The sequence below is a fragment of the Trinickia acidisoli genome, assembly GCF_017315725.1.
GTDB lineage: Bacteria > Pseudomonadota > Gammaproteobacteria > Burkholderiales > Burkholderiaceae > Trinickia > Trinickia acidisoli.
This window is the reverse complement of sequence record NZ_JAFLRG010000001.1, coordinates 3,893,299-3,918,412: the sequence shown is the minus strand read 5'-3', so window position 1 is coordinate 3,918,412 and position 25,114 is coordinate 3,893,299. Positions and strand designations below refer to the sequence as shown.

Sequence of the window (25,114 nt, the reverse complement as noted above, 5' to 3'; positions counted from 1 at the left end):
CACGGCCTCACCGCCTGCCGGCCCTGCTCTCGAAATATTGAAAGCACAGAATGCTGGCGGCCAAAACGATTAGCCCGAGCATACCGATGGTCGTGAAGGTTGCCTTGAACCAAAGCCGGTCGCCCGCAAAGCTGATCACGACCGAAAACAGCAGGAACATCGATACGAGCGACACCGACACTTCCTTCAGCGAAGTGACGAGTCCGACTTGATAGAGCAGGCCGCACACGCCGATGAGCGCGAGCAGCCCCCAAGGCGCGGTATTCATCGTTTGCACGACGCCCTGGTCGAAGAACAGGATGTATAGCATCAGCGCGATCGTCGAAATCGTGAAATACATGATGAGCACTGCATCCGAATCCTCCGATCGCGCGATGCGCTTGATTTCATACAGTGCGATTGCGCCGAACAGCGCCGATGCCAACGCAAAGGCGATGCCGACGACGTCGGCGTGTGCGCTCGGATTCGTGATACACGCCACGCCGATCAATGCGCCGACGATGAACAACCCGCGCGCGTCGAGCCGCTCGCGCCCGGAAATCAACGCGATCGCATAGGCGAAGAACGGCAGCGTGTACGACAGGCATAGCGCCGTCGACAGCGGGATGCGAGCGATCGCGGCGAACAAACAAGACACCGATAAGAACCCGAGCGTCGCGCGCAACACATGCTTGTGCGGGCGGATGCTTCTGAACGGATAGCGCTTATAGGCGAGCAGGCACCAGTAGATCAAAGCAGGCACGCCGAAGCGCGCGAGCAACAGCGCCGATTCGGGCACGCCTTGGGCTGCTTTGATGAACATCCCCATGCTGGCGAGACTGAGCGGGCACAGCAGGACGGAAGCGACGATTTCCGGTTTAATTGAACGCGATATCGTGCTCATTGGCCCAGACCTCGAAGATCAACCAAGCCCAAATCGAATTGCCGAGTGCCGTTGTGGGGCGGTTCATATTCTCCTCGATGCATTTGAGCAATACCTCCTTTTTCACGAAGCCGAGCGTTCGACACGACGAATGCAGCGTGTCCATGAGGTAATCGAATATCGCGAAGCCCGGCCGCAGCATTCCGGCGATGGGCAGCAAAAACGGCTGCTTGCGCCGCGTCAGGATCGCTTCGGGCAAGATGCCGCGCGCGCAATCGTAGATGGGCCGCTTGCGCGCTTGCCGATCGACGAGTTGCGCGTCTTCGCAAGCGGACGCATGGCGATAGACCGAAGGCAGACAAAACGGAACGCGTGCCTCGACCGAATGCGTCATGCTCAGCGCATCCACGCGATGCAGTATGTAATACGGCAGCCGATGCTTGGCTTCGAAGTGAAGGATCTTGCGGAACCAACTGTTTCCGGGAAGGCCGCGAATGAAGTCCTTCAATCGCATGGCGTATTGCATGTCGACCGCGCCGGACTCGATCAAGCGCGTGCGCAGACTGCTCGGTATGGCCGCCAGATCGCCGATATAGGCGAGGAGCGCTTCCTCCTGCACGGGCGCGGTGGCGACCTGAACCATCCGATCGTAACCACCGAAGAAATCGTCGGCGCCCTCGCCGACGAGCGCAACGCGAAATCCGGCGCCAGCGATGGCTTCATAGAGCCTGAACGTACTCAGACAGTGCGCGGCCGCGTTGGGCTGGCTCAACGCTCGGCACATCCGCTCGATGAGATCGGGAAAACGCGCGTTCTCGACGATCACTTGGTGGTAATCGATCTGCACGTGTGCGGCTACTCTCTCCGCGTAGGCCGTTTCGTCTTCGCGCCAGTCGCCTTCGTACCAGACATTGAATGCATGGGACATCTTCGGGTCGCGGCTCGCGAGTGCGGAGACGAGACTCGAATCAATGCCACCCGACAAGGTTGAACAAACGGGCACGTCGGCGTCGGTCATCGGTGCCATAGCGCGACGAAGGTCTTCTCCAAATCCCGTGGTGTCGTAGCGCTCCGGCAACGATTGCTCGAGCGACGGCACATAACGCTCGATCGAAATGCGCTCGCTGTCGAAAGTCAGATACGTGGCGGGCTCGAGTAGCTTGATGTTCGGAAAGATCGTTTGCGCACCGAGAAACGACCGGAATGCGCCATAGGTGTCGAAACTCGACGCTGGCACCGTTCTATCCGATACATCGATATCGGGAAGCGCTTCGATTTCCGAGGCGAAACTCAAGCAGCCGGGTGAAGGCTTGTAATAGACGGGCTTGACTGCGACGCTGTCGGTATACAGATAGAGTTTGTCGTTTTCTCGTGTATCGACGATAGCGATGGCGAACATGCCGTCGAGCTCTTCGACGAAGCGTGGGCCGAGACGATCGAACAACGGCAAGATGACGCTTCCATCGGAATCACCCTCATGCCGAGCAATGCCATACGTTTTCGATAACGCTTTATGATTGTAGATCTCGCCGACGAATAGGCAATGTCGGCCGTTAAGCGTATAGGGTTGGCTGCCATTCAATAGGCCGTTGATGGACAGACGGGTATGACCGAGAAAGCCGCTGCGCAAAAATCGAATGTTTTGCTCGTCGGGGCCGCCGGTATTCAGGTATTCAATGCATTCGATGATTTTGTCGCGCTTGTTGCAGCCGAACAGACCAAACATTCTGCACATTGGTGTTTCTCAATAAGAGGCGGTGATTGCATCGGCAATGAAGCGGGGTGCCGATTCTATTGCGATGATCGCGCACTGTCACATGGAATCTTCCGATAATGAACTGACAAGTTTGGCAGGCGAGGTGGGGGGGCGGCCATCACCGTCATCGCCCGTAAGCTCCCTACCAGGAAGGCTATCCGGCATCAGTGGGTGTCGGTCGGCCGTACTGACGCAGTTCCCGCGAGACGAACTTTCGTGCCGGAGTAATCGGAAGTTGTTGCTTGATTCGAGGTGAGATCGGAAATAATTCCAATTTCATTGGATTTGACGAATTTTCTCCTTGCTGATACCTTCCGCGGTCTCAAACAAAAAGGTTCGTTCTACCCGCCTCAGATTAATTGCGATGCATATCTGGTGGCGGTCAACGTGCGCGTTGCACACGCTTTCAGAGAGAATAAGCCGTGAACTATCCGAATCTGCCGCGCGCGTCATTTGGCCCGTTGCCCTCGCAAAAAAATCGGGCGATCCGGCTCAAGTGGAGCGAACAACAGCGCGAACTCGAACAACTGCTGTTGCCGCAGAGAGTCGATATTCGAGAAACGTTGTGTGGTGGCGTCGAGGGTAGCATCTCCTGCGTTTCGACGAGCGTTGGCATCCCGTTGAACAGCTTTATCGGTTTGCCGATCTCCGTTCAACTCGTAACGGATCAAGGCGGTCTACATCCCATCTCGGGCATCATCGTCGATGCGCGAGAGGGAGAGTGCGATGGCTCGTTGGCTGCTTATCAGTTATTCATCCGCGACGCACTGTCTATATTAGAGCGTCGCGTCAATACGCGAATCTTCCGCCACAAGAATGTGCTCGATGTGATCCAGACGCTCGTTTGGGAATGGCGAAGCAAGAGCACGGTGCTTGGCGGTGCGTTCTATCTCGACCTATCGAAGGTCGATGCTTCGAAGCTTCCCGCTCGAGAGCAGACCGTTCAGTTCGATGAGTCCGATGCCGCGTTCATTCGGCGCTTGTGTCGGCGCGAAGGGATCGGGTGGTTCGTGCGTGCGGGCAAGCTAGGACAAAAGGATGCGACGCAAACCGGCGATCCTGCCCATACGCTTGTCCTTTACGACAACGTGATCAAGCTCAAGCAGTCCGCGATCAGCCCGCTCGCCTATCGGCCCGATGCCGCGATCGGCGAACGCGACGCGGTGACGTCGCTGTGCACGGCTCGACAGTTGATGCCGGGATCGATCCGGCGCTTCAGTTGGGATCACAAGCCCGGCAGAATGGATCGCATCCAAGGGCCGACGCGCGTCGATCAAGGTACGGCGGGCAACGATCTCGCCGAACTGCTGATGGATTCGCGCATTGATGTGCCGCATATCGCCGACTCATGGGCCGACTACGATCGACTCGGTTTGGCGCGCGTGATGTCGCACGACGCACGGGCCGCGCGTGTCGACGGTGCCAGCGGTGTTCGCGATCTCGCAATCGGCGAATGGGTCGAAATCACGAGATCCTCAAAGCGGGATCGTTTATCGAACGACGATCAGCGGCTCACGATCACGAGCCTGCATCACCGCGCCGAGAACAACTTGCCGAAGGATTTGAACGAGCGCGCGCAGGCGTTGTTCACGGCGAGCCGCTGGTCGTTCGATTCGCCGCCGGTGTCGGTGGACACGCCGTCGCGTCGGACGGTCTACGGCGATTCGGCGCAAAGCCGATACGAGAACACGTTCAGCGGCGTTCCGCGCGGGATGCCGCTTGCCCCCACGTACGATCCGCATATCGATCTCCCGCGCGTCTATCCGATCGTCGGCGTGGTCGTCACGCCTGACGGCGAAGAAATCTACTGCGACGAGTACGGACGTATCAACGTCCAACTGCAAGGGCTCGATCCCGAGGATCACGAGCACGCCAACGGCATGGGCACGAGCGGCACGCAGAGCGACAGTGCTTGGGTACGCGTCATGACGGGGCTGGCGGGCGACAACTTCGGCGAGAACTGGTTGCCGCGCAAGGGCATGGAAGTTCTGTTGGATTTTCTTGGGGGTGATCCCGACAAGATGTACGTGGCGGGCGTGTTCCATAACGGTCCAAACATGCCGGCGACGTTCAGCAACACGGGCTCGCTGCCGGGCAATCGCTATGTATCGGGGAACAAGACCCGAGAAGTGAAAGGGCAGCGATATAACCAACTGCGTTTTGACGATACGCCATCGGAAATCAGTGCCCAACTCGCCAGCCAGCACCAAGCCAGCGAGGTTAACCTCGGCTACCTGACGCATCCACGAACCAACGGGGTCGGCGAGGCGCGTGGCGAGGGGGCGGAGCTACGCACGGACGCGGCAGCTGCGTTGCGGGCCGCGCAGGGCATTTTGCTGACGACCTACGCGCGGGCGCAGGCAAGTGGCAGCCATCTCGATCGCGACGAGCTTGTTCAACTGCTCGGCGAGTGCACGGAGCTGTTCAAGTCGCTCGGCGATTACGCCGGGCAGCATGGTGGACAAGCGGCCGACACCACGGGGCAAAGCGCCGTGGCGTCCGCCTTCAAGGGCTGGCAGGCGTCAGGTGGCCAAGCGGTGATGGCGTTCGGCGCACAGGCTGGGTCTGTGAACGTGACGCCGAAGACGCACGTCACCTACGCGGGCGAGAACATCGACCAGGTCGCGCAGCAACACCTTCAACTCATGAGCGGCCGGCGCTTCAACGCGACGGCTGGGCAGGGGATGCAGCTCTTCGCGCGCGGTACGGGCGTCCAGGCAGTCGCGGGCGAAGGCCCCGTATTGCTGCAGGCGCAGGCCGACGCGCTAACGGCGAATGCACAGAAGGGCGTGAAGATCAGTACGAACGAAAACGAAGTATTGGTCACGGCGCCCACGATTCGGCTCGTTGCGGAAGACGGCAGCTATATCAAGATCGGCGCAGGCGTGACGCTCGGCACGAACGGCGATATCAGCTTGTTGTCGGCCTCGCACAAGTGGGGCGGCCCGTCGACCCAGCAGGCGACGAAATCTGCTTTCCATAACGCGCCGACCGATCAGCGGTTTCGATTGCACTACCCCGGCGAGGATGGGCAGACGGCGGTCGCCGCCAATCAGGCGTATCGGATCACGCTCGATGATGGCTGCACGATCGAAGGCAAGAGCGACGCGAGCGGGCTGACCGAGATCGTGAAGGACGATGCGATGCGCATCCTGAAGGTCGACATCCTGAAGCCCGCTCTCTAAGCGGTTAACGGACAAGAAAGGCAACCATGACGAATTCCAGCAACGACTATCACGTGGTGAACCAGGCAGCCGCCGTTACACACGCGAATCGCGCGGGCGACCGTCCGGTGGCGCTGCCTCGTGATTTGCCGGGCATCGTGATCTTCATTCACGGCGTCAACGATCCGGGCGCCGTGTACTCCTTTGTGGAGGAGGGCCTATGCAAGGGGCTGAACGAGCGCTTGTCGAGGGATGACTTGAAGCCGGGCAGTTACGGCGCGGCGTACGAGGCGGCGGCCGGTAAGGACAAATCGCTGAAGACCGAGAAGGACGCGACTCTTCTGAATGACCCCGACCTGTATTTATACCTGCGCGAGGCCGTAGACACTACCCACAGCGGCTTCATTCCGTTCTACTGGGGCTACCGCGCCAGCAGCGACGACATCGCACGCGTGAACAATCCCGGCGACGTGATCAGTCGCGCTGCGGACGCCGACGGCAACCTGATGACGCGTGGACAGTATCAGGACATTCGCGGCAACCGGCTCGACCAACATTTCGCGAAGGGCGGCGGCTTCTTCGCCAACGCGACGAACAACATTCCCGACATGTATGGCGCGGGTTTCAAGGCGGACTGGAAAACGCAGCAAGTGACTAAGAATGCACTGGGCGGCAACTCCATGTATGCGGCCGATGGCCCTGACCGCCGGTACTTCGTCCTTGCGGCGACGCGCCTGGCTAACTTGATCAGCACAATCCGAGCCATCAAACCAAAGGCACTGGCCGATGCCCATGGCCTCGCCCCGCAGCACGAAACGATCACGGTCCTAGGTCACAGCCAGGGCACGATCCTGACGCTGCTGGCCCAGGCGATTCTGAAGCAGAAGAGCCAGCGCTACGCCGACTGCATCATCATGGTCGACACGCCCTACAGCCTGTACCAGACGGACGGCTGCAACCAGACCGGACATGCCAAGCTCAAGACACTGATCGACATCGTCAACGAGGTCACACGCGAGCCATACAGCATCCCGCAACTCGCCGATCTGCTGATCGGACAGGAGAAGCACGGCGGCTGGGCTGGCGCGGGATGGACGCCGACGCAAGGCAAGCGGCTGGACGTCAGCGGCAAAAACTGGATCACGTTCGACGAGCGCGACAACCGCGGCAAGGTGTATCTGTACTTCTGCCCGGAGGACACGGTGGTTGGTCTGAAGAGCATGCACGGTATCGGGACCTTCGGGGTGCCGGACGAGGTTCCGGCTGACGGTGCCGCGCTCACGTCCCCGTCCAAAAAGAAGACGATGGAGGCAATGACGGCCTTGGCGCCAAAACGTTTCTTCCAGCGCATGTGGACGCGCATGGAGCGCGACCACAACGGCGACGGCAAATTCATGAAGGTGTTGGTTGGCCTTAAGCCAGCCCGGGTGCCGGTGCGCGATGCGTTCGAACGTCTGAGCCCTGGGCCGGACGCTGGGGCGTCCATGCTCGGGACGGCGGCGACCATGGGAACGAATGCCGCGCTGCAGGCGAATTTCACGCGCAATGACATCCGGTTCATCAACGCGGAGGAATTGAAGCCGCCGTGCGAGCCGCAGCTATACGGCGGGGAGATCGTTCGCGGTGGCCCTCGGCCAGGGCATGCGGACGTAGCCGGGCAGATGGTGCCCGACGACGTGACGAAAGACGTGGTTCTCGGGAATCAGTACGCAAAGCTGAACTGGATCACGGACTCGCATTCCATGAATCCAGCGGCGGATCTCGAGCAGCGCAAGGCGGCGTTCAATGCGAACCTGGCACCCGATGATCAGTCACAGAACTGGAAGGTCGGCGGAGTGGGCGGCTTTGCGATCCTACGCGAGGAAACGCCGAATGAGGCTCGCAAGCGAATGGCGCGTGACCCGGCCGCCTATGAGGTAAACAACTACCATTCGGCGGTGCTGCATAGCGTGGAAAATCACCGATGGGTTACGGCGATGGACGTGGCGATAGGGCAGGCGGTCACGCTGGACGATCCGGTGTGGCGGGAGTTGCTGGTGTTGATCGCGGACTGGAAGATGGACCGGGCCGCGCTGAAAAAAATCAAGGACAACGCCAATTACGGACGCTTGCCTGCGGAAACCACGACCCTGGTCGAAGCCTGCAAGGATTACTACCAGAACGGTACGTTTCCCGAAGGATTGGTTTCGAGTACGCCGCCCGATCTGGTGACGAGCGAGTTGACGCCGAAGGCCGACGCTGCGCGCCAGCAAGCCGTCTCGGAGCAAATTGCCAACGAGCAGCGCTTCCACCAGAACCAGATGGCGCAGAGCTGGGGCTCGTTGGGAGGGAAGTGGTGAAGCTGCGTATCTGGCCTTACGCGACAGCCTTGGTATTGCTGTCGATCATCTGGACCGTCTACGTGATGGCGGAACACTACAGTTACTGGCGGGACACAGGAGTGGAAATGCCGGGCATGGTGAGCAGTATTCGGAATGGTGTGCTGGTGGTGTCGGCGCTGGTCGTCGTGGTCTTTGGGGCGAGTCTTGCGTGGCTGCACCGATCAGCGGCCGCATCAGGCGCTTCCGGCTTGTCCCCGGCGGTGCAGCAGAAGGCGCAATTGGCCACGGCATCGGGCTTCAATGGTTCGCCGGCGATGCTGTCAGGGACCGGGGCGGACTTCGTGCTCGAAGTGCGGGGGGTAGGTATCGTGACTGGCGACTTTACCAATCGAGAGATCTGGCAGCGTATCGAGGCCAAGGCGAACAACCACGTAACGTATCTTTCGCAAGATCCCGAGGACTATCCGGGTAACGACGATGCGCGGCTCACCAATTTGCAGGTTGCTACCACGACGGCCTTTCTATTCGGAGCTGGCCACGCGATTGATCGCTGGCCGGTGCCAGCAATTGCCTGGGGGCCACCGAAGGACAAGGCAAACGCGGATCGCGCAGCGATGGCTATTGCAGGTGGCCGCCAAGACGCAGGCCTGGGTGTGACGCTGTTCCTGTGGCAGGACGATGCCAACACGAATGACGGCACGGCCATGATCGACGAGCTGTTCCAGTTCTTCGATGCGCACCCGGACGTGCCCGCTGCATTGGTATACAGCGAAGACGGTTCATTGACGCGAAAATTCCTGGGTCCTCCCGGCAGCGGTGGCCCGCCGGTGATGAGGCACATCATCCCGGCCATGCCCGACAGCATCAGTGCATTGCTGGTGACCCGCTCGGACCGCGTCGACCGGTTGATCCGGCCGTTTGCCGTCGAGCAGTCGGCAGGTATCAACAAAACGAATACCGAGTACGACATCATCAAGCTGTGGAATTTCTACTGGTCACTGAATGATGATCGCGGTCCGGACAGTTTCAACGCGCAATTCGAGAAGAGCGAGAAAGACGCAGGTGTGACTTACCCGACGTCGCTTGGCGTCATGTCGTCGAGTTGGTGGCAAGCCCGCCTTCCCGAACTCTGGAAGACCCTGAGCAACCAAGGCCCTGGCCAATTCACCCCGACGCCCTATATCCCCGTGCGCTGGACGACCTGGCAGCTCAAGCAGTTCGACAACGCCCCATTGTTCGGATACCTGCACCGCCCGGTGGACGTCAAGCTCACCGACGATCACGGACGACCGCTGAAGACCACGCAGCAGACCGACGCACTGAAGGCCGGATGGGCCGAGGCGGTCGCGACGCTGCCCGGCGGTCAGGAACCGAAGCGCGTGTTCTACGACACGACGGGCGCCCGTCAATGGGCGATCCCGCTGAACCAGGCGTTGGTGCAGATGGGCAGCACGGCGCCGAACCTCGATGACGTGAAGGAGGGTTACGACATTGGCGCGCGGATCGGCAACACGGGCGTGAGTTCTCCACTGGTGCAGATCGGTCTCGGCCTGATTGCGAGCTACGACGACGGCGGCGCCAGCGCGACAGTGAACCGGCGTCCGAACGGAACGGCAAGCATCGTGATGGTGAGTCCGCCCGACGCGTCGGTGAAAGCGGCATGGTCGCAAAAGCGAAACGGCGCCGACCCATTCCAGTTGAGGCCATGATGCGCGGCGTAATTCGCATCGGCGACTCGACATCGCACGGCGGAAAAGTCCAGACTGGGCGAGAAAAATCGACGGTCATGGGCCGTGCCGTCGCGTGCATCGGCGACAAGTGCTCGTGCCCAATGAACGGCCACGACCACTGCGTGATCGTCGAAGGCGATCCGAACGTCATGATCGATGGGCAGGCGGTTGCATTCGACGGCCACAAGACATCCTGCGGCGCGACGCTGATTTCAAGCGTGCCGTCGTCTGGACGGGTATGACTCGATGGACGACCTACTTCCTGACTATGAGAGTGAGCTCGCCTTGCTGCGCCGTTCGCTCGGCGAATTCGCACAACGCTATCCGAAGGCGGCCGCCCGGCTCGCCATTGCGGGCGAACGATCCGAAGACCCGCATGTCGAGCGGCTCATTCAGTCGGCCGCATTGCTCAACGCGAGGGTAAGCGCGCGCCTCACCGACAATTACCCCGAACTGCCAACCGCGATGCTCGAGATTCTCGATTCCGAGTATCTACGGCCTTTCCCCTCCTGTTCCATCGCGCACTTCGAGGGCACCGGGGCGATTTCGAAACTGACGAATCCCCTAACTATCAAACGCGGCGTCGAACTGAAAGCCCGGATAGGCGAGTATCTATTTCGAACGATCTACGACGTGGTGTTCGCTCCATTGCGAATAACCGACGCGCGCTACACGCCGGCTACCCTTGCGCCCGCCAATGTCCGGCTGCACGAAAACACGACGGCCATCGTTTCGATCACGTTCGCGGCGCATGCGGTGCTCGGTAGTGGCGTGCCCGATCGCGTACGCGTCTTCGTCGATGGTGACCGTCGCATGGTGGCGGCGACGATCGATACGCTCTTGCTGCGCACGTCAAATGCATTCGTCGAGGCCGAAGGGTGCGGAACATGGATTGCACTGGATGCTGTGCCAGTATCGGCTTGCGGCTTTGACCTCGACGAGGCATTGATTGAACGGCGCGACGACAATCAATCGCGGTTTCGAATCTTGCTCGAATACTTTTCCTTTCCGGAAAAGTTCGATTTCCTCCACGTCGATCTATCGGCGCTAATTCGTACCGCTGGCCCCTGCCGCAGTGTGACGCTGCATCTTCCGATCAGAGACCTATCGCGCGACAGCGCGCCCGCTCAACGACTGCAAGCCCTCGACGCGACGCACTTCAAGCTGTTCTGCACGCCGGTCATCAATCTATTCAGTTCATCGTCGGAGCCGCTTCCGCTCGAGAAGGTGGAGTTCCCGGTGTTCCCGATCGTGCCGAGCGCACTGAACGCATCTGAGGTTTCGTCTTATCGAGTCGATGCGGTCCGGTTGACGGAGGACATGCCCAAAGGTACCGTTGCCCGAGAAATAGAGCCCTACCATTCCTTCGCGCACCACGTGACGCAGCATGCATCGACAGCCTATTGGCTCGCGGAGCGCGACGACCGGCTTGCCGAGTTCCTGCCGGGTCGGGATATGCTGCTTTCGCTCGTCGATGGGAACGGCCAGTTGACTTCCGTGCATGGGAAACAGATCGACATGGATCTGACCTGCACCAACGGCAACTTGCCTTCGAGCATGCGAGTCGGAGACTCAAAAGGGGATTTGGTCTACGCGAGCGAGACCCTGACCGGGCGCATATCGATGTTGCGCTTGCCTACGGAAAGCGTCGCACGACCGAACGCGCAGCGTCAGTTGTGGGGCGTCGTCGGAATGCTGTCGGCGGGAGCGCTGAGTTTGACTCAAGCGGGCTTGCCGGCATTCAAGCAACTCATGGCGGCTCATGTGTCTTCGCGCTCATCAGGCGCGATGCGGCATATCGACAGTATGACGTACCTCGCCCGCGAATCCGTCCTCGAATGGGTGCAGATGGAGCCGCAGCCGATGTTGGTGCGCGGTATCCGTGTCCGTTTGGCGGTCGATGAGGCGCGGCTCGTCGACTGTGTGATCAGCGCGTTTGCTCGCATGATCGAGAGCGTCCTGCGGTACTTCGCACCGGAAAACAGTTTCGTGCAACTTCTTCTCATATCGCAGAACGGCGTGCGGTTGTTCGAGGGCCGGCCGTTGCCCGGCGAGGTGGCGCTCATCTGACGGTGGATAACCACAGCCACCCGCAATGGGTCAACGCGTGGCCGATACCTCATCTAAGGGCTCACAGGTATCACGAGCACCGCACGACGCGCGGCTCGGCCCGTCTGCGCAGCGCCCGACTCGACGTCTCGCGCTTTCCCGCACCTATATGCGCCGCCACCCGGTATTCATGGCCGAGCGCGGTCGCCTCGGCATACCTGAGAGCATGTCGGGTTAAATTTCTTTCGATTTGCTTTCGCTTTTCTGCGACGTTGCGGCCAACCTGGCAGGTCGGGGAAATGACATGCAGCAATTGGGGCTGCTTTATCAGCATTTCCTCTTAAAGAGAACGCGAACGGCAACCGAAAGGCAACCAAGTCGCCTGTAGCCGCCGCGCGGGGCCGATCAAAAAGTCCCATCGAATCTAGTTTTTGTATAGGGACGCGTCCTGCGCACTCCCCTATCTTTACGTCAACACGATGCGATGCCCGCCGCCGATGCGCTCGCCGTATCGGCAGACGATGATTCGAAGGAGATGAAGTTGACCAAGAAAGTCCCGCTCAAGATCGCAATCGCTGAGCATCCGCACACATCGGCTATTCGGGACGGATCGATTCCGATCGAAGGCGTGGACGCCGAATTCGTCACCGTCAAGCCGCAGATCGGCGCGTTCCGCCGGATGGTGCGCGACGTCGAATTCGACGTTTGCGAACTGGCCCCGACGACTTACATCATCGCGCGCGCCTACGGTGCCCCCTTCGTTGCGCTGCCGATTTTCGTGGTGCGCCGTTTCCATCACAGCGGCCTGCTCGTGCGCCCGGGCGCGGGCATTAGGAGTCCTAAGGATCTCGAAGGCAAGAAAGTGGGCGTGCGCGCCTATTCGGTCACGACGGGCGTATGGACGCGCCAGGTGCTCATCGACGAGTTCGGGCTCGATTCGTCCAAGGTGACCTGGGTCGTCGACGACGAGGAACACGTCACGCAACTGAAACTGCCGGCGAACGTCATCCACGCGCCGCAAGGCCGCTCGCTGGCGGACATGATGGCCGACGGTGAGTTGTCCGCGGGCTTTGCCGCGGCCGCCGGCATCGGGCGGACCGGTGCGCCGACGGGCGGCTGGAAGGAAGTCGAAGCCGATTACCCCGATCTGCTGCCGAACGCCGCGGAGCTCGAGGCCGAGTACTACGGGCGCACCGGCGTCTATCCGATGCACGGCACGATCGTCGTCAAGGACGCGGTTCTCGCCGAGCATCCGTGGATCGCCCAATCGATCTTCGATGCGTTCGCGCAAGCGAAGAAGGAATGGCTCGCCCGTCTGGATGCCGGCGAGGCGCAAAGCGCGAGCGACAAGAAGTACCTCGAGCTGCGCAAGATCGTCGGACACGACCCGCTGCCGTACGGCCTTGCCGAGAATCTGAAGACGATCGAAGCGCTGGAGGCCACCGCATTCAAGCAGGCGCTTACGCCACGTCGGATGTCGATCGGCGAATTGTTCGTCGAGCCCCTGGCTCGCTGACCCGAACGGAGCAAGCATGATCATCGATTGTCATGGCCACTTCACGACCGTTCCCGCGTCGTTCCGCGCTTGGCGCGCGAAGCAGGTCGAGTTCGCGAACGATCCGGCCAATGCGCCGTCGCGCGATGGCGCCTACGTGAGCGACGACCAGATTCGAGAAGCGATCGGCAACGGTCAGTTGAAGCTGCAGCGCGAACGCGGCAGCGACCTCACGCTGTTTTCTCCGATCGCGGGGTTGATGAGCCATCACCTGGGCAACGAGCGGACGAGTCTGGAATGGGCCGAGGTGTCGAACGACCTCGTCTATCGCGTGACAGAGCTTTATCCCGACAACTTCGCGCCGGTTTGCCAACTGCCGCAATCGCCGGGCGCCGCGCCCGCGAACAGCATCGCCGAGTTGCGTCGCTGCGTCGAACAAATGGGTTTCGTCGGCTGCAATTTGAATCCCGATCCGACGGGCGGCTACTGGAGCGGCAAGCCGATGACCGATCGCGAGTGGTATCCGCTCTATGAAGCATTGGTCGATCTCGACGTGCCGGCGATGATTCACGTGGCCGCATCGTGCAATCCGTGCTTTCACGGGACGGGTGCCCATTATCTGAATGCCGATACGTCGGTGTTCATGCAACTGCTGCAATCGGACGTGTTCAAGGACTTCCCGACGCTGCGCCTCGTGATTCCCCACGGCGGCGGCGCGGTGCCGTATCACTGGGGACGCTATCGCGGCATGTCGCTCGAGATGCGCGAGCGGCCCCTCGAAGGCTTGCTCGATAACGTCTTCTTCGATTCCTGCGTCTATCACCAGCCCGGCGTGGAATTGCTGACCAAGGTCATCCCCGCGGACAACGTGTTGTTCGGTTCGGAAATGATCGGCGCGGTGCGCGGCAAGGACCCCTCGACGGGACAGTACTTCGACGACACGAAGCGCTACATCGACGCCTGCCCGGCACTGACGGACGAAGATCGCTTCAAGATCTTCGAGGGCAACGCCCGGCGCGTGTATCCGCGTCTCGATGCGCGCCTGAAAGCGCGCGGCCAATGAGATCCGGGTACGCCCCGCGCAATTGACAAGGACAGAGGCATTCATGTCGTCTTCAATCGTTGATATTCATCCTCACATCATTTCGGACGATGAGGGCCGCTATCCGCCGGCACCTTTGTTCGGCACACGCTCGGAGTGGTCGAAGGAGCGTCCGACGACGGTCGAAACGCTGATCGCGTCGATGGACGCGGCCGGCGTCGCCAAGGCGGCGGTCGTGCATTCGTCGACGACCTATGGGTTCGACAACAGCTACGTCGTCGACGGTTGTGCGAAGTATTCGGATCGGCTGGCGGCCGTCGGTTCGGTCGACGTGCTGCAGCCCGACGCGCCGGCGCGCATTCGCGGTTGGGTCGAACGTGGCCTCGCCGGCCTGCGGCTCTTCACCGGCGGCAGTACGAAAGAGTTCGACCCGAGCGAGCTCGACGATCCGCGCGCGTTTCCCGCTTGGGAGCTGTGTGCGGAACTCGGCCTGCCGATGTGCATCCAGACGGGGCCGATCGGTCTGCCGCAAGTGACCGCACTCGCGCGACGGTTTCCGACGGTGCCGATCATTCTCGATCACCTCGGACGTCCTGAGGTTGCCGACGGCGCGCCGTACGCGAAAGCGCAAAGCCTGTTCGATCTCGCGCCGCTCGAGAACGTCTATCTCAAGCTCACGCCGCGCATTTTCGGTGATGTGAAGAAGGAGAAGGCGAGCGCTGAAACATTCTTCCCGCGTGTGGTGGAAGCGTTCGGCGCGCAGCGGATGGCCTGGGGCTCGAACTTCCCGACTTCACCTGGGACGCTCGCCGAGATTTTCGCGACGGCCCAGGCGGGGTTGCGAAGCTTGAGCGAGGAAGACCGTGCATGGATTTTCGGCAAGACGGCATTGCGGTTGTATCCGGCGCTCGCTTGACGCTCCGCGCGCGTTAGCGCACACGCACTCGACGGGGAATGTTCCATTCGAGTGCTTCGTAGGTTGAATGAAGTCGCACCAAGCAGACAGGAAGATGGAGACGAGCAAATCAGCAGGACTTGGCAATGCGGGCCGATGGGTGATTCTGGCCCTTCTTGCGATCGGCGTGCTCACGTCTTTCGTCGATCGCACCAGCATTTCCACCGTGTTGGCGGACGCCAACTTCATTCAGCGTTTCGGGCTGACGAACATCCAGCGCGGCTGGATCAATGCCGCGTTCTTCTGGTCGTACGGTGCGTTCCAGATCCCGATGGGATGGGTGGCCGACCGCTATGGCGTGAAGTGGCCGTACGCCATCTGTTTCGGGTTCTGGTGTTTGGCGACGGCGTTGATGGGTACGGTAACGACCGTCGAAGCGCTCGTCCTGATGCGCCTCATCATCGGCGTTTGTGAAGCGATCGTCATTCCCGCTAGCTATCGCTGGATTCGCAACAACTTCGACGAAAGCAACAACGGCCTGGCCGTCGGCCTGCTGGCGATGGGCAACAAGTTCGGCCCCGCGCTCGGCGCGCCGCTCGTCGCGTGGTTCATCGTCAATTACTCATGGAAGGCGATGTTCGTCGCGACCGGCCTCGTCGGGCTGCTTTGGCTCGTGCCTTGGCTGCTGATGGTGCGCAACGATTTGCCGTCGGCCACCGAACTGAAAACAGCCGATCGCCGCGCGCGCTCCGTGGGCCTGACCAGCATCCTCGCGAGCCCGGTGGTGTGGGGCGGCTTGATTACCAACTTCTGCTACGGCTATTTCACGTTTTTCTGCATGACGTGGATGCCCGCGTATCTCGTCGAGCAGCATGGACTGTCGATCGCCAAGTCGGGGATCTACACGTTCTTCAGCTTTGCGGGTATCGCGATCGTCGCGGCCGTCGCCGGATGGGCGGCGGACCGCATCATCGCTCGAGGACACAACGCGATCGCCGTGCGCAAAGCGTTCATCATCGCGGGCTTCGTCGGCGGCTGCACCGTATTGCTCGGCGCGTATGCGCATTCGCTCGAAGTCGCGCTGTTCTGGAACGTCACGTCGCTATCGCTGCTCGGTTTGACGACGGCGAACAACCTCGCCCTGTCGCGCCTGACGTTGATCCCCAAACAAGCGATCGGTCTCGTCACCGGCGTGCAGCAAGTCGCCACGAGCCTGGCGGGCGGCGTCGCGGCAAGCCTATCGGGCTGGCTGCTCCACGTCGGCAAGAGCTATGACCTGCCGATGAACATGATCTTTCTGTTCCTTGTGATCGGCGCGGCGGCAACCGCGATCCTCTATCGACCCGAGTGGGCCCCGAAGGTGGGCGAACTCGATGAGTCCCATGCCGCGAGCGTCGCGGCCAACAAGTAGACGTTGTATCGCGCCCGACCGGACGCATGACGGCATGCGCGGGCGAACGATTCGAATTCCGACGAGATAGTGACTGGAAGACTCATACATGGCGAAGATCGTATTCGGGATGGCGGTGCCCCACAGCGGCATGCTCGGACAAGCCCCGGAGGACTGGCTCAAGAACGGCGAGCGGGACCGCAATAATTCGGAACTGTGGTATCGCAACCGGACCTGGACCTATCCCGAGCTCGAAGCCCATCGGGGCGCGGCGTTCGAGAAGTACCTGACGCTCGAGGAGCGCACCGCGCGCGCGGCACGCTGCCGCGCCGCGCTCGACAAGATGGCGGTCGCTTATCGCGAGGCGCGCGTCGACGTGGCAATCATTCTCGGCAAAGATCAAAAAGAGATCTTCACAGATCTCTCTCCGTCGATCGCGATCTACACGGGCGAGGAAGTGCACAACGGGCCGCCGCAGCGCCCCGTCTATGCGCCCGATCGTCACGTGACCCATCGCTGCCATCCGCAGCTCGCCAACTACTTGATCCAGTACTTCCAGCGCGAAGACTTCGATCTGTCGGATCTCTTCGCTTGGCCCGACAACGTGTGGATGAAGCCGCTGCCCGAGTATCCGGTCGTGCCGCATGCCTATAGCTTCGTCTATCACCAGATCATGGACGACAATCCGCCGCCGCACGTGCCCGTGATCATGAACTGCTTCTATCCGCCGACGCAGCCGTCGATGTCGCGTTGCATCGAATTCGGCCGCGTGTTGCGCGATGCGATTGCCGCCTGGCCCGAAGACGTGCGGGTCGGCATCTTCGCTTCGGGCGGGTTGTCCCACTTCGTCAATGACGAAGAGTTCGACCGCAGCATCATGAAGATGCTGGCCAGCTACGACTACGACTCGCTCGCCGCCGTGGACGAGCGTTCGTATCAGTCGGGCACGTCCGAGATCAAGCTCTACGTCAGCGTGATGAAGGCCGTTCAGGACACGGGCGCTGAGATGACGCTCGTCGATTACGTCCCATGCTGGCGCACGCCCGCGGGTACCGGCGAAGGCATGGGCTTCATGTATTGGAAAGCGGCCGACTGAATCGAGCCGCGCCGGCGCAACCAACGAGAGAGACATCGCATGAGCGATACCCGCCTGAACAGCATCATCCGCGCTTTCGAATCGGGGAAGGTCGCGCACGCGGCCTTCTCCAAGCTCGACAAGCAGACTGCCATCGAGATGAGCGATTCGCCCTATGACGGCATCGTCTTCGAGATGGAGCACAACCCCTACGACGTGAGCGCGCTCGGCGATGCGCTGCAGTACATGCTGAGCCGCAAGCAGATCGCCGAGTCCGGGTCGGTCGCGCCCAAAGTGACGCCGCTCGCACGCATTCCGGCCAACGGCGTCGAAATGAATCAGAGTTTTGCCAAGCAGGTGCTCGATCGCGGCGCCTATGGCGTGATTTGGCCGCACGTGGCGACTGTCGAACAGGCTTACAACGCCGTTGCGTCCTGTCGTTACGCTCGCCCGAAGAACGCTCCGCTGTACGAGCCGAAAGGCGTGCGCGGCGACGGCCCGGCGAACGCCGCGCGCTACTGGGGCTTGAGCATGGCCGAGTACTACGCGAAGGCCGACGTCTGGCCGCTGGTGCCGCAAGGCGAAATTCTCGTCGGCCTCATGTGCGAGAGCACGCAGGCCATCGAGAATCTGGACGACATCCTCGCCAACGTGCCAGGCATCGGTTTCATCCTGATCGGCGAGGGCGATCTGAGCCAGGAGCTGGGCTTCGCGCGCCAATACGAGCACCCGGAAGTCGTCGACGCGATGCGTCGCATCGTGGAGACCTGCCGCAAGCACAACGTCGTCGTCGGCAATCCGCACGTCACGGCCAAGAACCATCGCCGTTTGACCGAAGGGGGCTACCGCTTGATGTTGTCGGCGCCGCAGCGCACCTACGGCGTGGTCGGTCTCGCCCGCGACATGGCGGGGTACTGATGAACGGCGCCGAAAGTCTCGTCGCGACCCTCGTCGATCAGGGCGTGGACATTTGCTTCGCGAATCCCGGCACGTCGGAGATGCATTTTCTCGCGGCGCTGGGCGACAACGCGAAGATGCGCAGCGTGCTGTGCCTGTTCGAAGGTGTGGCGACGGGTGCGGCCGACGGCTGGTACCGGATGAAAGAGACGCCGGCCTCGACGCTGCTGCACCTCGGGCCGGGCTTGGCCAACGGGCTCGCCAACATTCACAACGCCAAGCGTGCGTCGTCGGGAATGGTCAATGTCGTCGGCGAGCATTCGGTGTCGCACCTCAAGTACGATCCGCCGCTGACCTCGGACATCGAGGGGCTCGCGCGGCCGCTCAGCCACTGGGTGCGCCGCGCCGAGTCATCGAACACGATCGCCTGGGACACCGCGCAAGCCGTGGCCAAGGCCAGCGAGCATCCGGGGCAGATCGCCACCTTGATCTTGCCGGGCGACACCTCCTGGCAGCAGGCTGGCGAGAGCCGATTGTTGCCGCCGCCCGTTGCGGTCAAGCGCAAGACGCCGAGCGCTGCGCGCATCGAGCACATCGCGCAGGTGCTGCGCTCGGGCGAGCCGACGCTGATCGTTCTGGCCAACCGAGCCACGCGCGGCGCTGCACTCGAAAAGGCGGGCCGTGTGGCCGCCGCCACGGGCGCGCGGCTCGGCTCGCAGTTCTTCACCGCGCGCATCGAGCGTGGCGCCGGGCGCGTACCGATCGAACGCATTCCCTACGCGGTGGCGCAAGCTACGGCTTTCCTCGAGGATTTCAAGCACATCGTCACGGTCGAGACGAAGGAGCCCGTGGCCTTCTTCGCCTACCCGGACAAACCGAGTTTGCTCAAGCCCGAGGGTACGCTGGTGCATGCGCTCGTCGAGGCCGACGAGGACAGCGAACTCGCGTTCGACATGCTGCTGCAGGCACTGGGCGCGGCCGGCACCGCAGCGCTCGTGCAGCCGCGCATCGAAACGCCGGCGCCGAGCGGCGCGCTCAACCCGACGAGCATTGCGCAGGCGTTGGCCGCGGCCCTGCCCGAGCACTGCATTCTCGTGGACGAATCGCTGACGACGGGCCGCGAGTCCATGGGCGTGACCATGGGCGCCGCGCCGCACGACCTCATCAACAACATGGGCGGCTCGATCGGCTATGCGACGCCCGTGGCGACGGGCGCGGCGCTCGCGTGCCCGGATCGGCGCGTGTTCTGCATGGTCGGCGACGGCAGCGCGATGTACACGATCCAGTCGTTATGGACTCAGGCGCGCGAGAGCTTGAACGTCACGACGATCATCTTCGCCAACAACAGCTACGCAATTCTCAAGGCTGAGTACGCCAACATGGGCGCGGGCACGCCCGGCGAACGCGCGCTGTCGATGATCGACATCGATCGCCCGCGCATCGATTGGCTTTCGATGGCGAAAAGCATGGGCGTGGAAGCCGTGGCTGTCGATACGGCCGAGGCGTTCTACAAAGCCATGGTCGATTCGACGCGCGAGCGCGGCCCGCGTTTGATCGAAGTCCGTTTGTAATTCGATTCACGAGATTCAAGCCAAGGAATGACATCCATGACAACGACGCTGACCGGGGTGCCGACGCTGCGCACCAATCTGTCTGAATACGCGGTGACGAAAGCAATGCGGGACGGACGGGTGAGCTCGGACCTCGTCACGCTCGACTTCTGCGGGCCGACGCCGGCGCACAACGGCTTCAAGGCGATGGTGCGCGAGAACCAGTTCGACGCGGGCGAACTCGCGATCGTCACGTTCTTGCAGGCCAAGGCATACGGCAAGCCGTACGTGTTGCTGCCGACACCGATCTCGGGGCGATTCCAGCATCACTGCGCGGGCTTCAACATCGACTTCGGTCATCTCGATCCGAAGGACATCGAGGGTAAGAAAGTTGGCGTGCGCACTTATACGCAGACGACCGCACTCTGGATACGCGGCATCTTGCGTCACGAATACGGCGTCGATCTGGACAAGGTCACGTGGATGACGCTCGGCGACGGACATCTGGCCGAGTACAACGACCCGCAGAACTGCGAGCGCTTGCCCAAGGGCTCGTCGATTCCGCAGATGATGCTCGACGGCGAACTGGCCGCGGCATTGCTTGGTGAAGACATGCCCAAGGATCCGCGCGTGCGCACGCTCGTGCCCGATGCGCAGAACGCGGCGAAAGCGTGGTTCGCGCGCGAAGGCGTCGTGCCGATCAACCATATGTTCGTCGTGCACGAAAGCATTTCGAAGACGCGTCCCGACGTCGTTCGCGAACTCTATCGAATGATCGTCGAAAGCCGTGCGCAGGCCGAGGGTGTGCCCGCGGTGTTTCCGCCGATCGGGATGGAGGCGAATCGCAAGGGAATCCAATTGGCGATCGACTGGGCGCTCGATCAGAAAATCATTCCGCGCCGGCTTTCCGTCGACGAGCTCTTCGACGACGTGACCGGAAGTCTCGATTGATGTGGATCTAATCATTAGGACTGCGAAGTAAATGCGGAGCAGACGAATACCGGCGTGATGGATCGACGCTCGAATCGCCATAAAGCACAAAGAACCACTACAAAAGGACCAGGAGACACGATGAAAAGAAAATTTGCGATCCCTATCTTGGGCGCGTTGTCGGTATTTGCCGCCGCATCGGCTCAGGCGCAATCGTCCGTGACGCTGTACGGAGTCATCGACAACGGTATCGAATTTCAGAACGCGGGGAACGGCTCGGTGGTGCGCGCGATATCGGGCGGATTGTTCGCGAGCCGATACGGCTTCAAAGGCAGCGAGGACATCGGCGGCGGCCTGCATGTCAACTTCCAGTTGGAAGAGGGCTTCTCGAGTCAGACGGGCGCGGTATCGAAAGCAGGCGAGGCATTCAGCCGGCAGGCATGGGTGGGTTTGTCGGGCGGCTTCGGCGAGGTGCGCATCGGCTTGCAGAACACGCCGCAGTACATTTTCATGAACCCCGAGCTGGACCCGATGGCGGTGATGACCTTGGCGTCACCGATGAACAACTTCAACAGCTTGACGATACGCGAGAACAACGCGATTTCGTATTTCACGCCGACTTATTACGGGCTGAAAGCGGAGTTCATGGTTGCGATGCGCGATTCGACGACCACGCCGAGCAACGGGTTTCAGTTCTACAACGGCGCGCTCCGCTACGAGAACGGCCCGTTCCGCGCCGCGGCCGGCTATGAGCAGGCGGCCAACGCGACCGGCAGCTCGATACTGAAGGTATTCAATGCGGGCGCGTCGGTTCGTGCCGGAGCCGCCACGTTCTTCCTCGCCTATCACACCGAACATCAAACGGATAACAGCATCAAGCGGGACGTCTACGAGGCATCGGCCGACTACCTCTTCGCTCCGGCCGACCAAGTGGCGTTGATGTACGGCTACGCGCGCGACCGGACCGGAAATGGCAATAACGCACAGCAATTGGGCTTGGCGTACGAGCACTATTTATCGAAGCGCACGACGCTTTACGCCGCGGCCGGGTTTATTCAAAATCGCAACCAGGCTGCATTCACGCTCAACGGTACGGCCTATGCGGGTATCCAGGGCGCGCCTGGTGCGGACGCACGCGGCGTCACGCTTGGCATCGTGCACAAGTTCTGACGCGAGCGCGCGTAGCACCGCGCGCTTGGCTTCGGTCCGGGTAAATCGCAGGTCGCGCGGCGCGGCGGTGTGTGCCAAGATGTGGGATGCTGCCAAGGAGATTCAATGACACAGCATGCCATGGCCAAGCATCGGCACGATTGGAACGGAGCGGCAAGATTGACCACCGTTCCGAAGGTTCGCCTATACGTCGATCGCCCTGAAGAACAGAACTGGTTCGTGCACGTCGGGCACGTCACCGAACGAGGCCGCTGGCGAACCGAGCCTCATGCGCATCCCGCTTACGGCCAGGTGATATTCGTCCACAGCGGGCGAGGCGTGATGAACCTCGAAGGCAGCACCGTGCCGTTCGAAGGCCCTTGCGCCTTGCTATTGCCGACCGAGTGCGTGCATGGCCTCGACTACGAGATCGACGTCGACCGGTGGGTCGTGACGATCGAGGTCGCCTATCTCACGCAAGTCAATGCGAAGCTCCATGAATTCATCGCGCTGTGGGCATCGCCGCGCGTGATTCCGTTCGCCGATTCCGCCGAGGCCGGCGCGGCGTTTCATGGCCTCATTCAGCGTTTGAAGCAAGAAGTCGAATCCGACGCGGTCGGTCGCGTGGTGGCCACCGAAGCGTTGTTGACGACGCTGCTGTTGATGCTCGTGCGCGAAGCGAGCGTGGATCAGGCCGGACATGAAGCCGCGGCGCGTAACGACGTGCGTTTGGTGGATCGCTTCCGCAAACTGATCGACGAGCATTACCGCGAGAACTTACCGCTGCAGGAGTACGCGTCGATGATGGCGGTGTCGCTCGTGCAACTGCGGGCCGCATGCACATCGGCGGCGGAGCAGAGCCCCACCAAGATGATCCATGCGCGCATCATCACCGAGGCCAAGCGCAACCTCATCTTCGGCAACATGTCCGTCGAACAGATTGCGTTCTGGCTCGGTTTTGCCGATGCCGCCTATTTCACGCGCTTCTTCCGCAGAGAAGTTGGGCAAGCACCCAGCCAATTCCGCATCGCCGCGCGGCAGCAGTCGCATGGCAAGACGATGCCGAAGTCGGCAAGCTGAAAAAATCCCGGTGAATGCAAGTTTTGTGCAGGGACTGCCGATCGCCGATCGCATACGCTTTGGCGAACGCATCCTCGAAACTTGCCTACGATGACCTCTTTCTACAAGAAGAACACACGGACGCGGTGGGGCATGAAGGTCGCACCGCTTCTGCTTGCGCTGTCGAGCGCGATGTACAGCGCGCCCGATCATGCCGCCGCGCCGCCGGGAGACGACACATCACAGACCGAATTCGCCTATGTCGGCACGCGAGCGAGCCAGATTCGCGCGTTGCGCCTCGATGTCGCGACGGGCAAGGTCACCGTCATAGGCTCGGTCGAACAACGGATGAAGCCGACGTGGGTGAGCGCCGATCCATCGTTGCCGGTTCTTTATGCCGTCGATGAGGAAAGAGACCAAGACGGCAGCGTGACTGCCTACGCGGTCGATCGTGCGACGGGCGCATTGACACGCATCAACTCGGTCGCGTCCGGCGGCAGCGGTACGACCTATTTGTCGTTCGACGCTGCATCGAAGACACTGCTTGCCGCCAATTACGGCAGCGGGTCCGTATCGAGTATCTCGGTCAAAGCCGACGGCAGCTTGGGCGCGCTCGTCTCGACGATGAAGGAGACGGGATCGGGGCCGAACGTGCACCGGCAAGCGAGCGCGCATGCGCACTGCGCCGTGGTCGATCCTTCGGGCGGATTCGCGCTCGTGCCGGACCTCGGGGCCGATCGTGTGTTCGTGTACGGCTTCGATCGCGCGACGCATGCGCTATCGCCCGATGCGGCCACGAATCCTCGCGCGTTCGTCGCTCCGCCCGGTAGCGGCCCGCGTCATCTTGCATTCGGTGCGAATGGCCGTTTCGTTTACCTCGATACCGAACTGTCGGCCGAGCTCATGGTGTTGAAGTGGAATGCCTCGCAGGGGCAACTGACGCTCGTGCAGTCGTTGCCGATCTCGAGCGAGGGATTCAAAGGACCGAAGAGCGGCGCCGAAATCGCCGTGAGCCGCGATGGGCGTTTCGTCTATGTCGAGGATCGCGGAGAAAATGCGGTGGCCGTCTATCGCATCGATCGCGAGTCGGGCAAGGTGTCGCTGATTCAGCGGATCGCTGCCGGTGGCGAGAATCCTTGGGGATTCGGCATCGATCGATCGGGTAAATGGATGCTCGTGGATAACGAAAAGAGCGGCGACGTGCACGTGCTCGGCATCGATACGAAGACAGGGCGGCTTTCGGATACCGGGCAGTCGATCGAGATTCCCGAGCCGATCAGCGTAGCGTTCGTGAAGTGAAGATTTAGCTGGGCTTAACGTGCTTCTCGTCGCGCGACATGCCCGGGTTTTGAGCCGGGCGGTCGTGTCGAGGGATGCGCTGTCATTGGGTGAGTCAATGCGAGAGGCCGCGCTCAAGCCTGTTGCGCGCACGCGGGATTGAACACGCGCTGGGTCGACGGCGGATTGCTCGCCAACTTATTCGCCGGGCGACGCGGGCGAGCGATGAGTTCGCCGCCGCAATTGGGGCATTTTCCATGCAGTACGTTGGTGGCGCAGTCTACGCAAAACGTACATTCGAAAGAGCAGATCCGCGCCTCGTCGGATTCCGCCGACAGGTTCTTGTCGCAGCATTCGCAGCCAGGCCTGAGTTCCAGCATCGGTTTCTCCTTTGATCAAGCGAACTGAAAAGTGGCGGGATACGTCGCAATGTTGCAGGGGAACACCATGCCAAAATTCTACCTGGATCGTG

General features: G+C 61.4%; 19 protein-coding genes. 16 read left to right on the top strand and 3 right to left on the bottom strand.

The features are described 5' to 3' along the window. Window positions 1-7: 7 nt before the first annotated feature. Both J3485_RS17945 and asnB read right to left on the bottom strand, forming a co-directional pair. Window positions 8-883 (bottom strand): DMT family transporter, encoded by an 876-nt coding sequence (locus J3485_RS17945; protein ID WP_206955419.1) that lies wholly within the window; start codon window positions 881-883, stop codon window positions 8-10. Next, window positions 858-2,597, bottom strand: coding sequence for an asparagine synthase (glutamine-hydrolyzing) (gene asnB, locus J3485_RS17940; RefSeq protein ID WP_206955417.1), 1,740 nt, complete (start codon window positions 2,595-2,597; stop codon window positions 858-860). Before asnB ends, J3485_RS17945 begins: the two co-directional genes overlap by 26 nt. Window positions 2,598-3,040: 443 nt before the next feature. Here asnB and J3485_RS17935 point away from each other — a divergent pair, with 443 nt between their 5' ends. The 16 genes from J3485_RS17935 (at window position 3,041) to J3485_RS17860 (ending at window position 24,663) form a co-directional block, all read left to right on the top strand. Continuing rightward, window positions 3,041-5,803 (top strand): type VI secretion system Vgr family protein, encoded by a 2,763-nt coding sequence (locus J3485_RS17935; RefSeq protein ID WP_206955414.1) that lies wholly within the window; start codon window positions 3,041-3,043, stop codon window positions 5,801-5,803. 26 nt (window positions 5,804-5,829) lie between these two features. Then, complete coding sequence (locus J3485_RS17930) at window positions 5,830-8,121, top strand: T6SS effector phospholipase Tle3 domain-containing protein (protein WP_206955412.1); 2,292 nt, start codon at window positions 5,830-5,832, stop codon at window positions 8,119-8,121. Next, entirely contained in the window at window positions 8,118-9,812 is a 1,695-nt protein-coding gene (locus J3485_RS17925; protein WP_309477026.1) for a type VI lipase adapter Tla3 domain-containing protein, read from the top strand. Before J3485_RS17930 ends, J3485_RS17925 begins: the two co-directional genes overlap by 4 nt. Next, complete coding sequence (locus J3485_RS17920; RefSeq protein WP_206955866.1) at window positions 9,812-10,075, top strand: PAAR domain-containing protein; 264 nt, start codon at window positions 9,812-9,814, stop codon at window positions 10,073-10,075. The genes J3485_RS17925 and J3485_RS17920 overlap by 1 nt, the downstream gene beginning before the upstream one ends. A gap of 4 nt (window positions 10,076-10,079) precedes the next feature. Then, the gene (gene tssF, locus J3485_RS17915) at window positions 10,080-11,903 is read left to right on the top strand and encodes a type VI secretion system baseplate subunit TssF (protein WP_206955410.1); all 1,824 of its coding nucleotides are present in this window, start codon (window positions 10,080-10,082) and stop codon (window positions 11,901-11,903) included. A gap of 520 nt (window positions 11,904-12,423) precedes the next feature. Then, window positions 12,424-13,398, top strand: a complete 975-nt coding sequence (locus J3485_RS17910; RefSeq protein WP_206955395.1) for a PhnD/SsuA/transferrin family substrate-binding protein — start codon at window positions 12,424-12,426, stop codon at window positions 13,396-13,398. A gap of 16 nt (window positions 13,399-13,414) precedes the next feature. After that, entirely contained in the window at window positions 13,415-14,440 is a 1,026-nt protein-coding gene (locus J3485_RS17905) for an amidohydrolase family protein (protein WP_206955388.1), read from the top strand. Between the two features lie 43 nt (window positions 14,441-14,483). Continuing rightward, the gene (locus J3485_RS17900; RefSeq protein WP_206955386.1) at window positions 14,484-15,335 is read left to right on the top strand and encodes an amidohydrolase family protein; all 852 of its coding nucleotides are present in this window, start codon (window positions 14,484-14,486) and stop codon (window positions 15,333-15,335) included. Between the two features lie 94 nt (window positions 15,336-15,429). Beyond that, entirely contained in the window at window positions 15,430-16,725 is a 1,296-nt protein-coding gene (locus J3485_RS17895) for an MFS transporter (protein WP_206955384.1), read from the top strand. A gap of 88 nt (window positions 16,726-16,813) precedes the next feature. After that, window positions 16,814-17,800: a DODA-type extradiol aromatic ring-opening family dioxygenase gene (locus J3485_RS17890; protein ID WP_206955382.1), complete on the top strand. Its 987-nt coding sequence runs from the start codon at window positions 16,814-16,816 to the stop codon at window positions 17,798-17,800. Between the two features lie 39 nt (window positions 17,801-17,839). Further along, a complete protein-coding gene (locus tag J3485_RS17885) occupies window positions 17,840-18,697 on the top strand; it encodes an HpcH/HpaI aldolase family protein (RefSeq protein ID WP_206955380.1) in 858 nt (285 codons plus the stop codon). Further along, window positions 18,697-20,247 carry an acetolactate synthase large subunit gene (locus J3485_RS17880; RefSeq protein WP_206955378.1) on the top strand — a complete coding sequence of 517 codons (1,551 nt, stop codon included), beginning with the start codon at window positions 18,697-18,699 and terminating at the stop codon, window positions 20,245-20,247. Before J3485_RS17885 ends, J3485_RS17880 begins: the two co-directional genes overlap by 1 nt. A 36-nt stretch (window positions 20,248-20,283) precedes the next feature. Then, window positions 20,284-21,177, top strand: a complete 894-nt coding sequence (locus tag J3485_RS17875) for a substrate-binding domain-containing protein (RefSeq protein WP_206955376.1) — start codon at window positions 20,284-20,286, stop codon at window positions 21,175-21,177. A 120-nt stretch (window positions 21,178-21,297) separates the two neighbouring features. Next, window positions 21,298-22,326: a porin gene (locus J3485_RS17870; protein ID WP_206955374.1), complete on the top strand. Its 1,029-nt coding sequence runs from the start codon at window positions 21,298-21,300 to the stop codon at window positions 22,324-22,326. Window positions 22,327-22,431: 105 nt separating this feature from the next. Then, window positions 22,432-23,385, top strand: coding sequence for a helix-turn-helix domain-containing protein (locus J3485_RS17865; protein WP_206955372.1), 954 nt, complete (start codon window positions 22,432-22,434; stop codon window positions 23,383-23,385). Window positions 23,386-23,475: 90 nt separating this feature from the next. Beyond that, the gene (locus J3485_RS17860) at window positions 23,476-24,663 is read left to right on the top strand and encodes a lactonase family protein (RefSeq protein ID WP_242538602.1); all 1,188 of its coding nucleotides are present in this window, start codon (window positions 23,476-23,478) and stop codon (window positions 24,661-24,663) included. Between the two features lie 113 nt (window positions 24,664-24,776). Here the strand turns inward: J3485_RS17860 and J3485_RS17855 are convergent, their stop codons facing one another. Next, complete coding sequence (locus tag J3485_RS17855) at window positions 24,777-25,022, bottom strand: DUF1272 domain-containing protein (protein WP_206955370.1); 246 nt, start codon at window positions 25,020-25,022, stop codon at window positions 24,777-24,779. Window positions 25,023-25,114: the final 92 nt, after the last annotated feature.

Coding starts and splice junctions, on each gene's coding strand:
- J3485_RS17860 (WP_242538602.1), top strand. CDS start 23,476: ATGACCTCTTTCTACAAGAAGAACACACGGACGCGGTGGGGCATGAAG.
- J3485_RS17930 (WP_206955412.1), top strand. CDS start 5,830: ATGACGAATTCCAGCAACGACTATCACGTGGTGAACCAGGCAGCCGCC.
- J3485_RS17905 (WP_206955388.1), top strand. CDS start 13,415: ATGATCATCGATTGTCATGGCCACTTCACGACCGTTCCCGCGTCGTTC.
- J3485_RS17900 (WP_206955386.1), top strand. CDS start 14,484: ATGTCGTCTTCAATCGTTGATATTCATCCTCACATCATTTCGGACGAT.
- J3485_RS17875 (WP_206955376.1), top strand. CDS start 20,284: ATGACAACGACGCTGACCGGGGTGCCGACGCTGCGCACCAATCTGTCT.
- J3485_RS17895 (WP_206955384.1), top strand. CDS start 15,430: ATGGAGACGAGCAAATCAGCAGGACTTGGCAATGCGGGCCGATGGGTG.
- J3485_RS17945 (WP_206955419.1), bottom strand. CDS start 883: ATGAGCACGATATCGCGTTCAATTAAACCGGAAATCGTCGCTTCCGTC.
- J3485_RS17920 (WP_206955866.1), top strand. CDS start 9,812: ATGCGCGGCGTAATTCGCATCGGCGACTCGACATCGCACGGCGGAAAA.
- asnB (WP_206955417.1), bottom strand. CDS start 2,597: ATGTGCAGAATGTTTGGTCTGTTCGGCTGCAACAAGCGCGACAAAATC.
- J3485_RS17865 (WP_206955372.1), top strand. CDS start 22,432: ATGACACAGCATGCCATGGCCAAGCATCGGCACGATTGGAACGGAGCG.
- J3485_RS17870 (WP_206955374.1), top strand. CDS start 21,298: ATGAAAAGAAAATTTGCGATCCCTATCTTGGGCGCGTTGTCGGTATTT.
- J3485_RS17855 (WP_206955370.1), bottom strand. CDS start 25,022: ATGCTGGAACTCAGGCCTGGCTGCGAATGCTGCGACAAGAACCTGTCG.
- J3485_RS17890 (WP_206955382.1), top strand. CDS start 16,814: ATGGCGAAGATCGTATTCGGGATGGCGGTGCCCCACAGCGGCATGCTC.
- J3485_RS17885 (WP_206955380.1), top strand. CDS start 17,840: ATGAGCGATACCCGCCTGAACAGCATCATCCGCGCTTTCGAATCGGGG.
- tssF (WP_206955410.1), top strand. CDS start 10,080: ATGGACGACCTACTTCCTGACTATGAGAGTGAGCTCGCCTTGCTGCGC.
- J3485_RS17880 (WP_206955378.1), top strand. CDS start 18,697: ATGAACGGCGCCGAAAGTCTCGTCGCGACCCTCGTCGATCAGGGCGTG.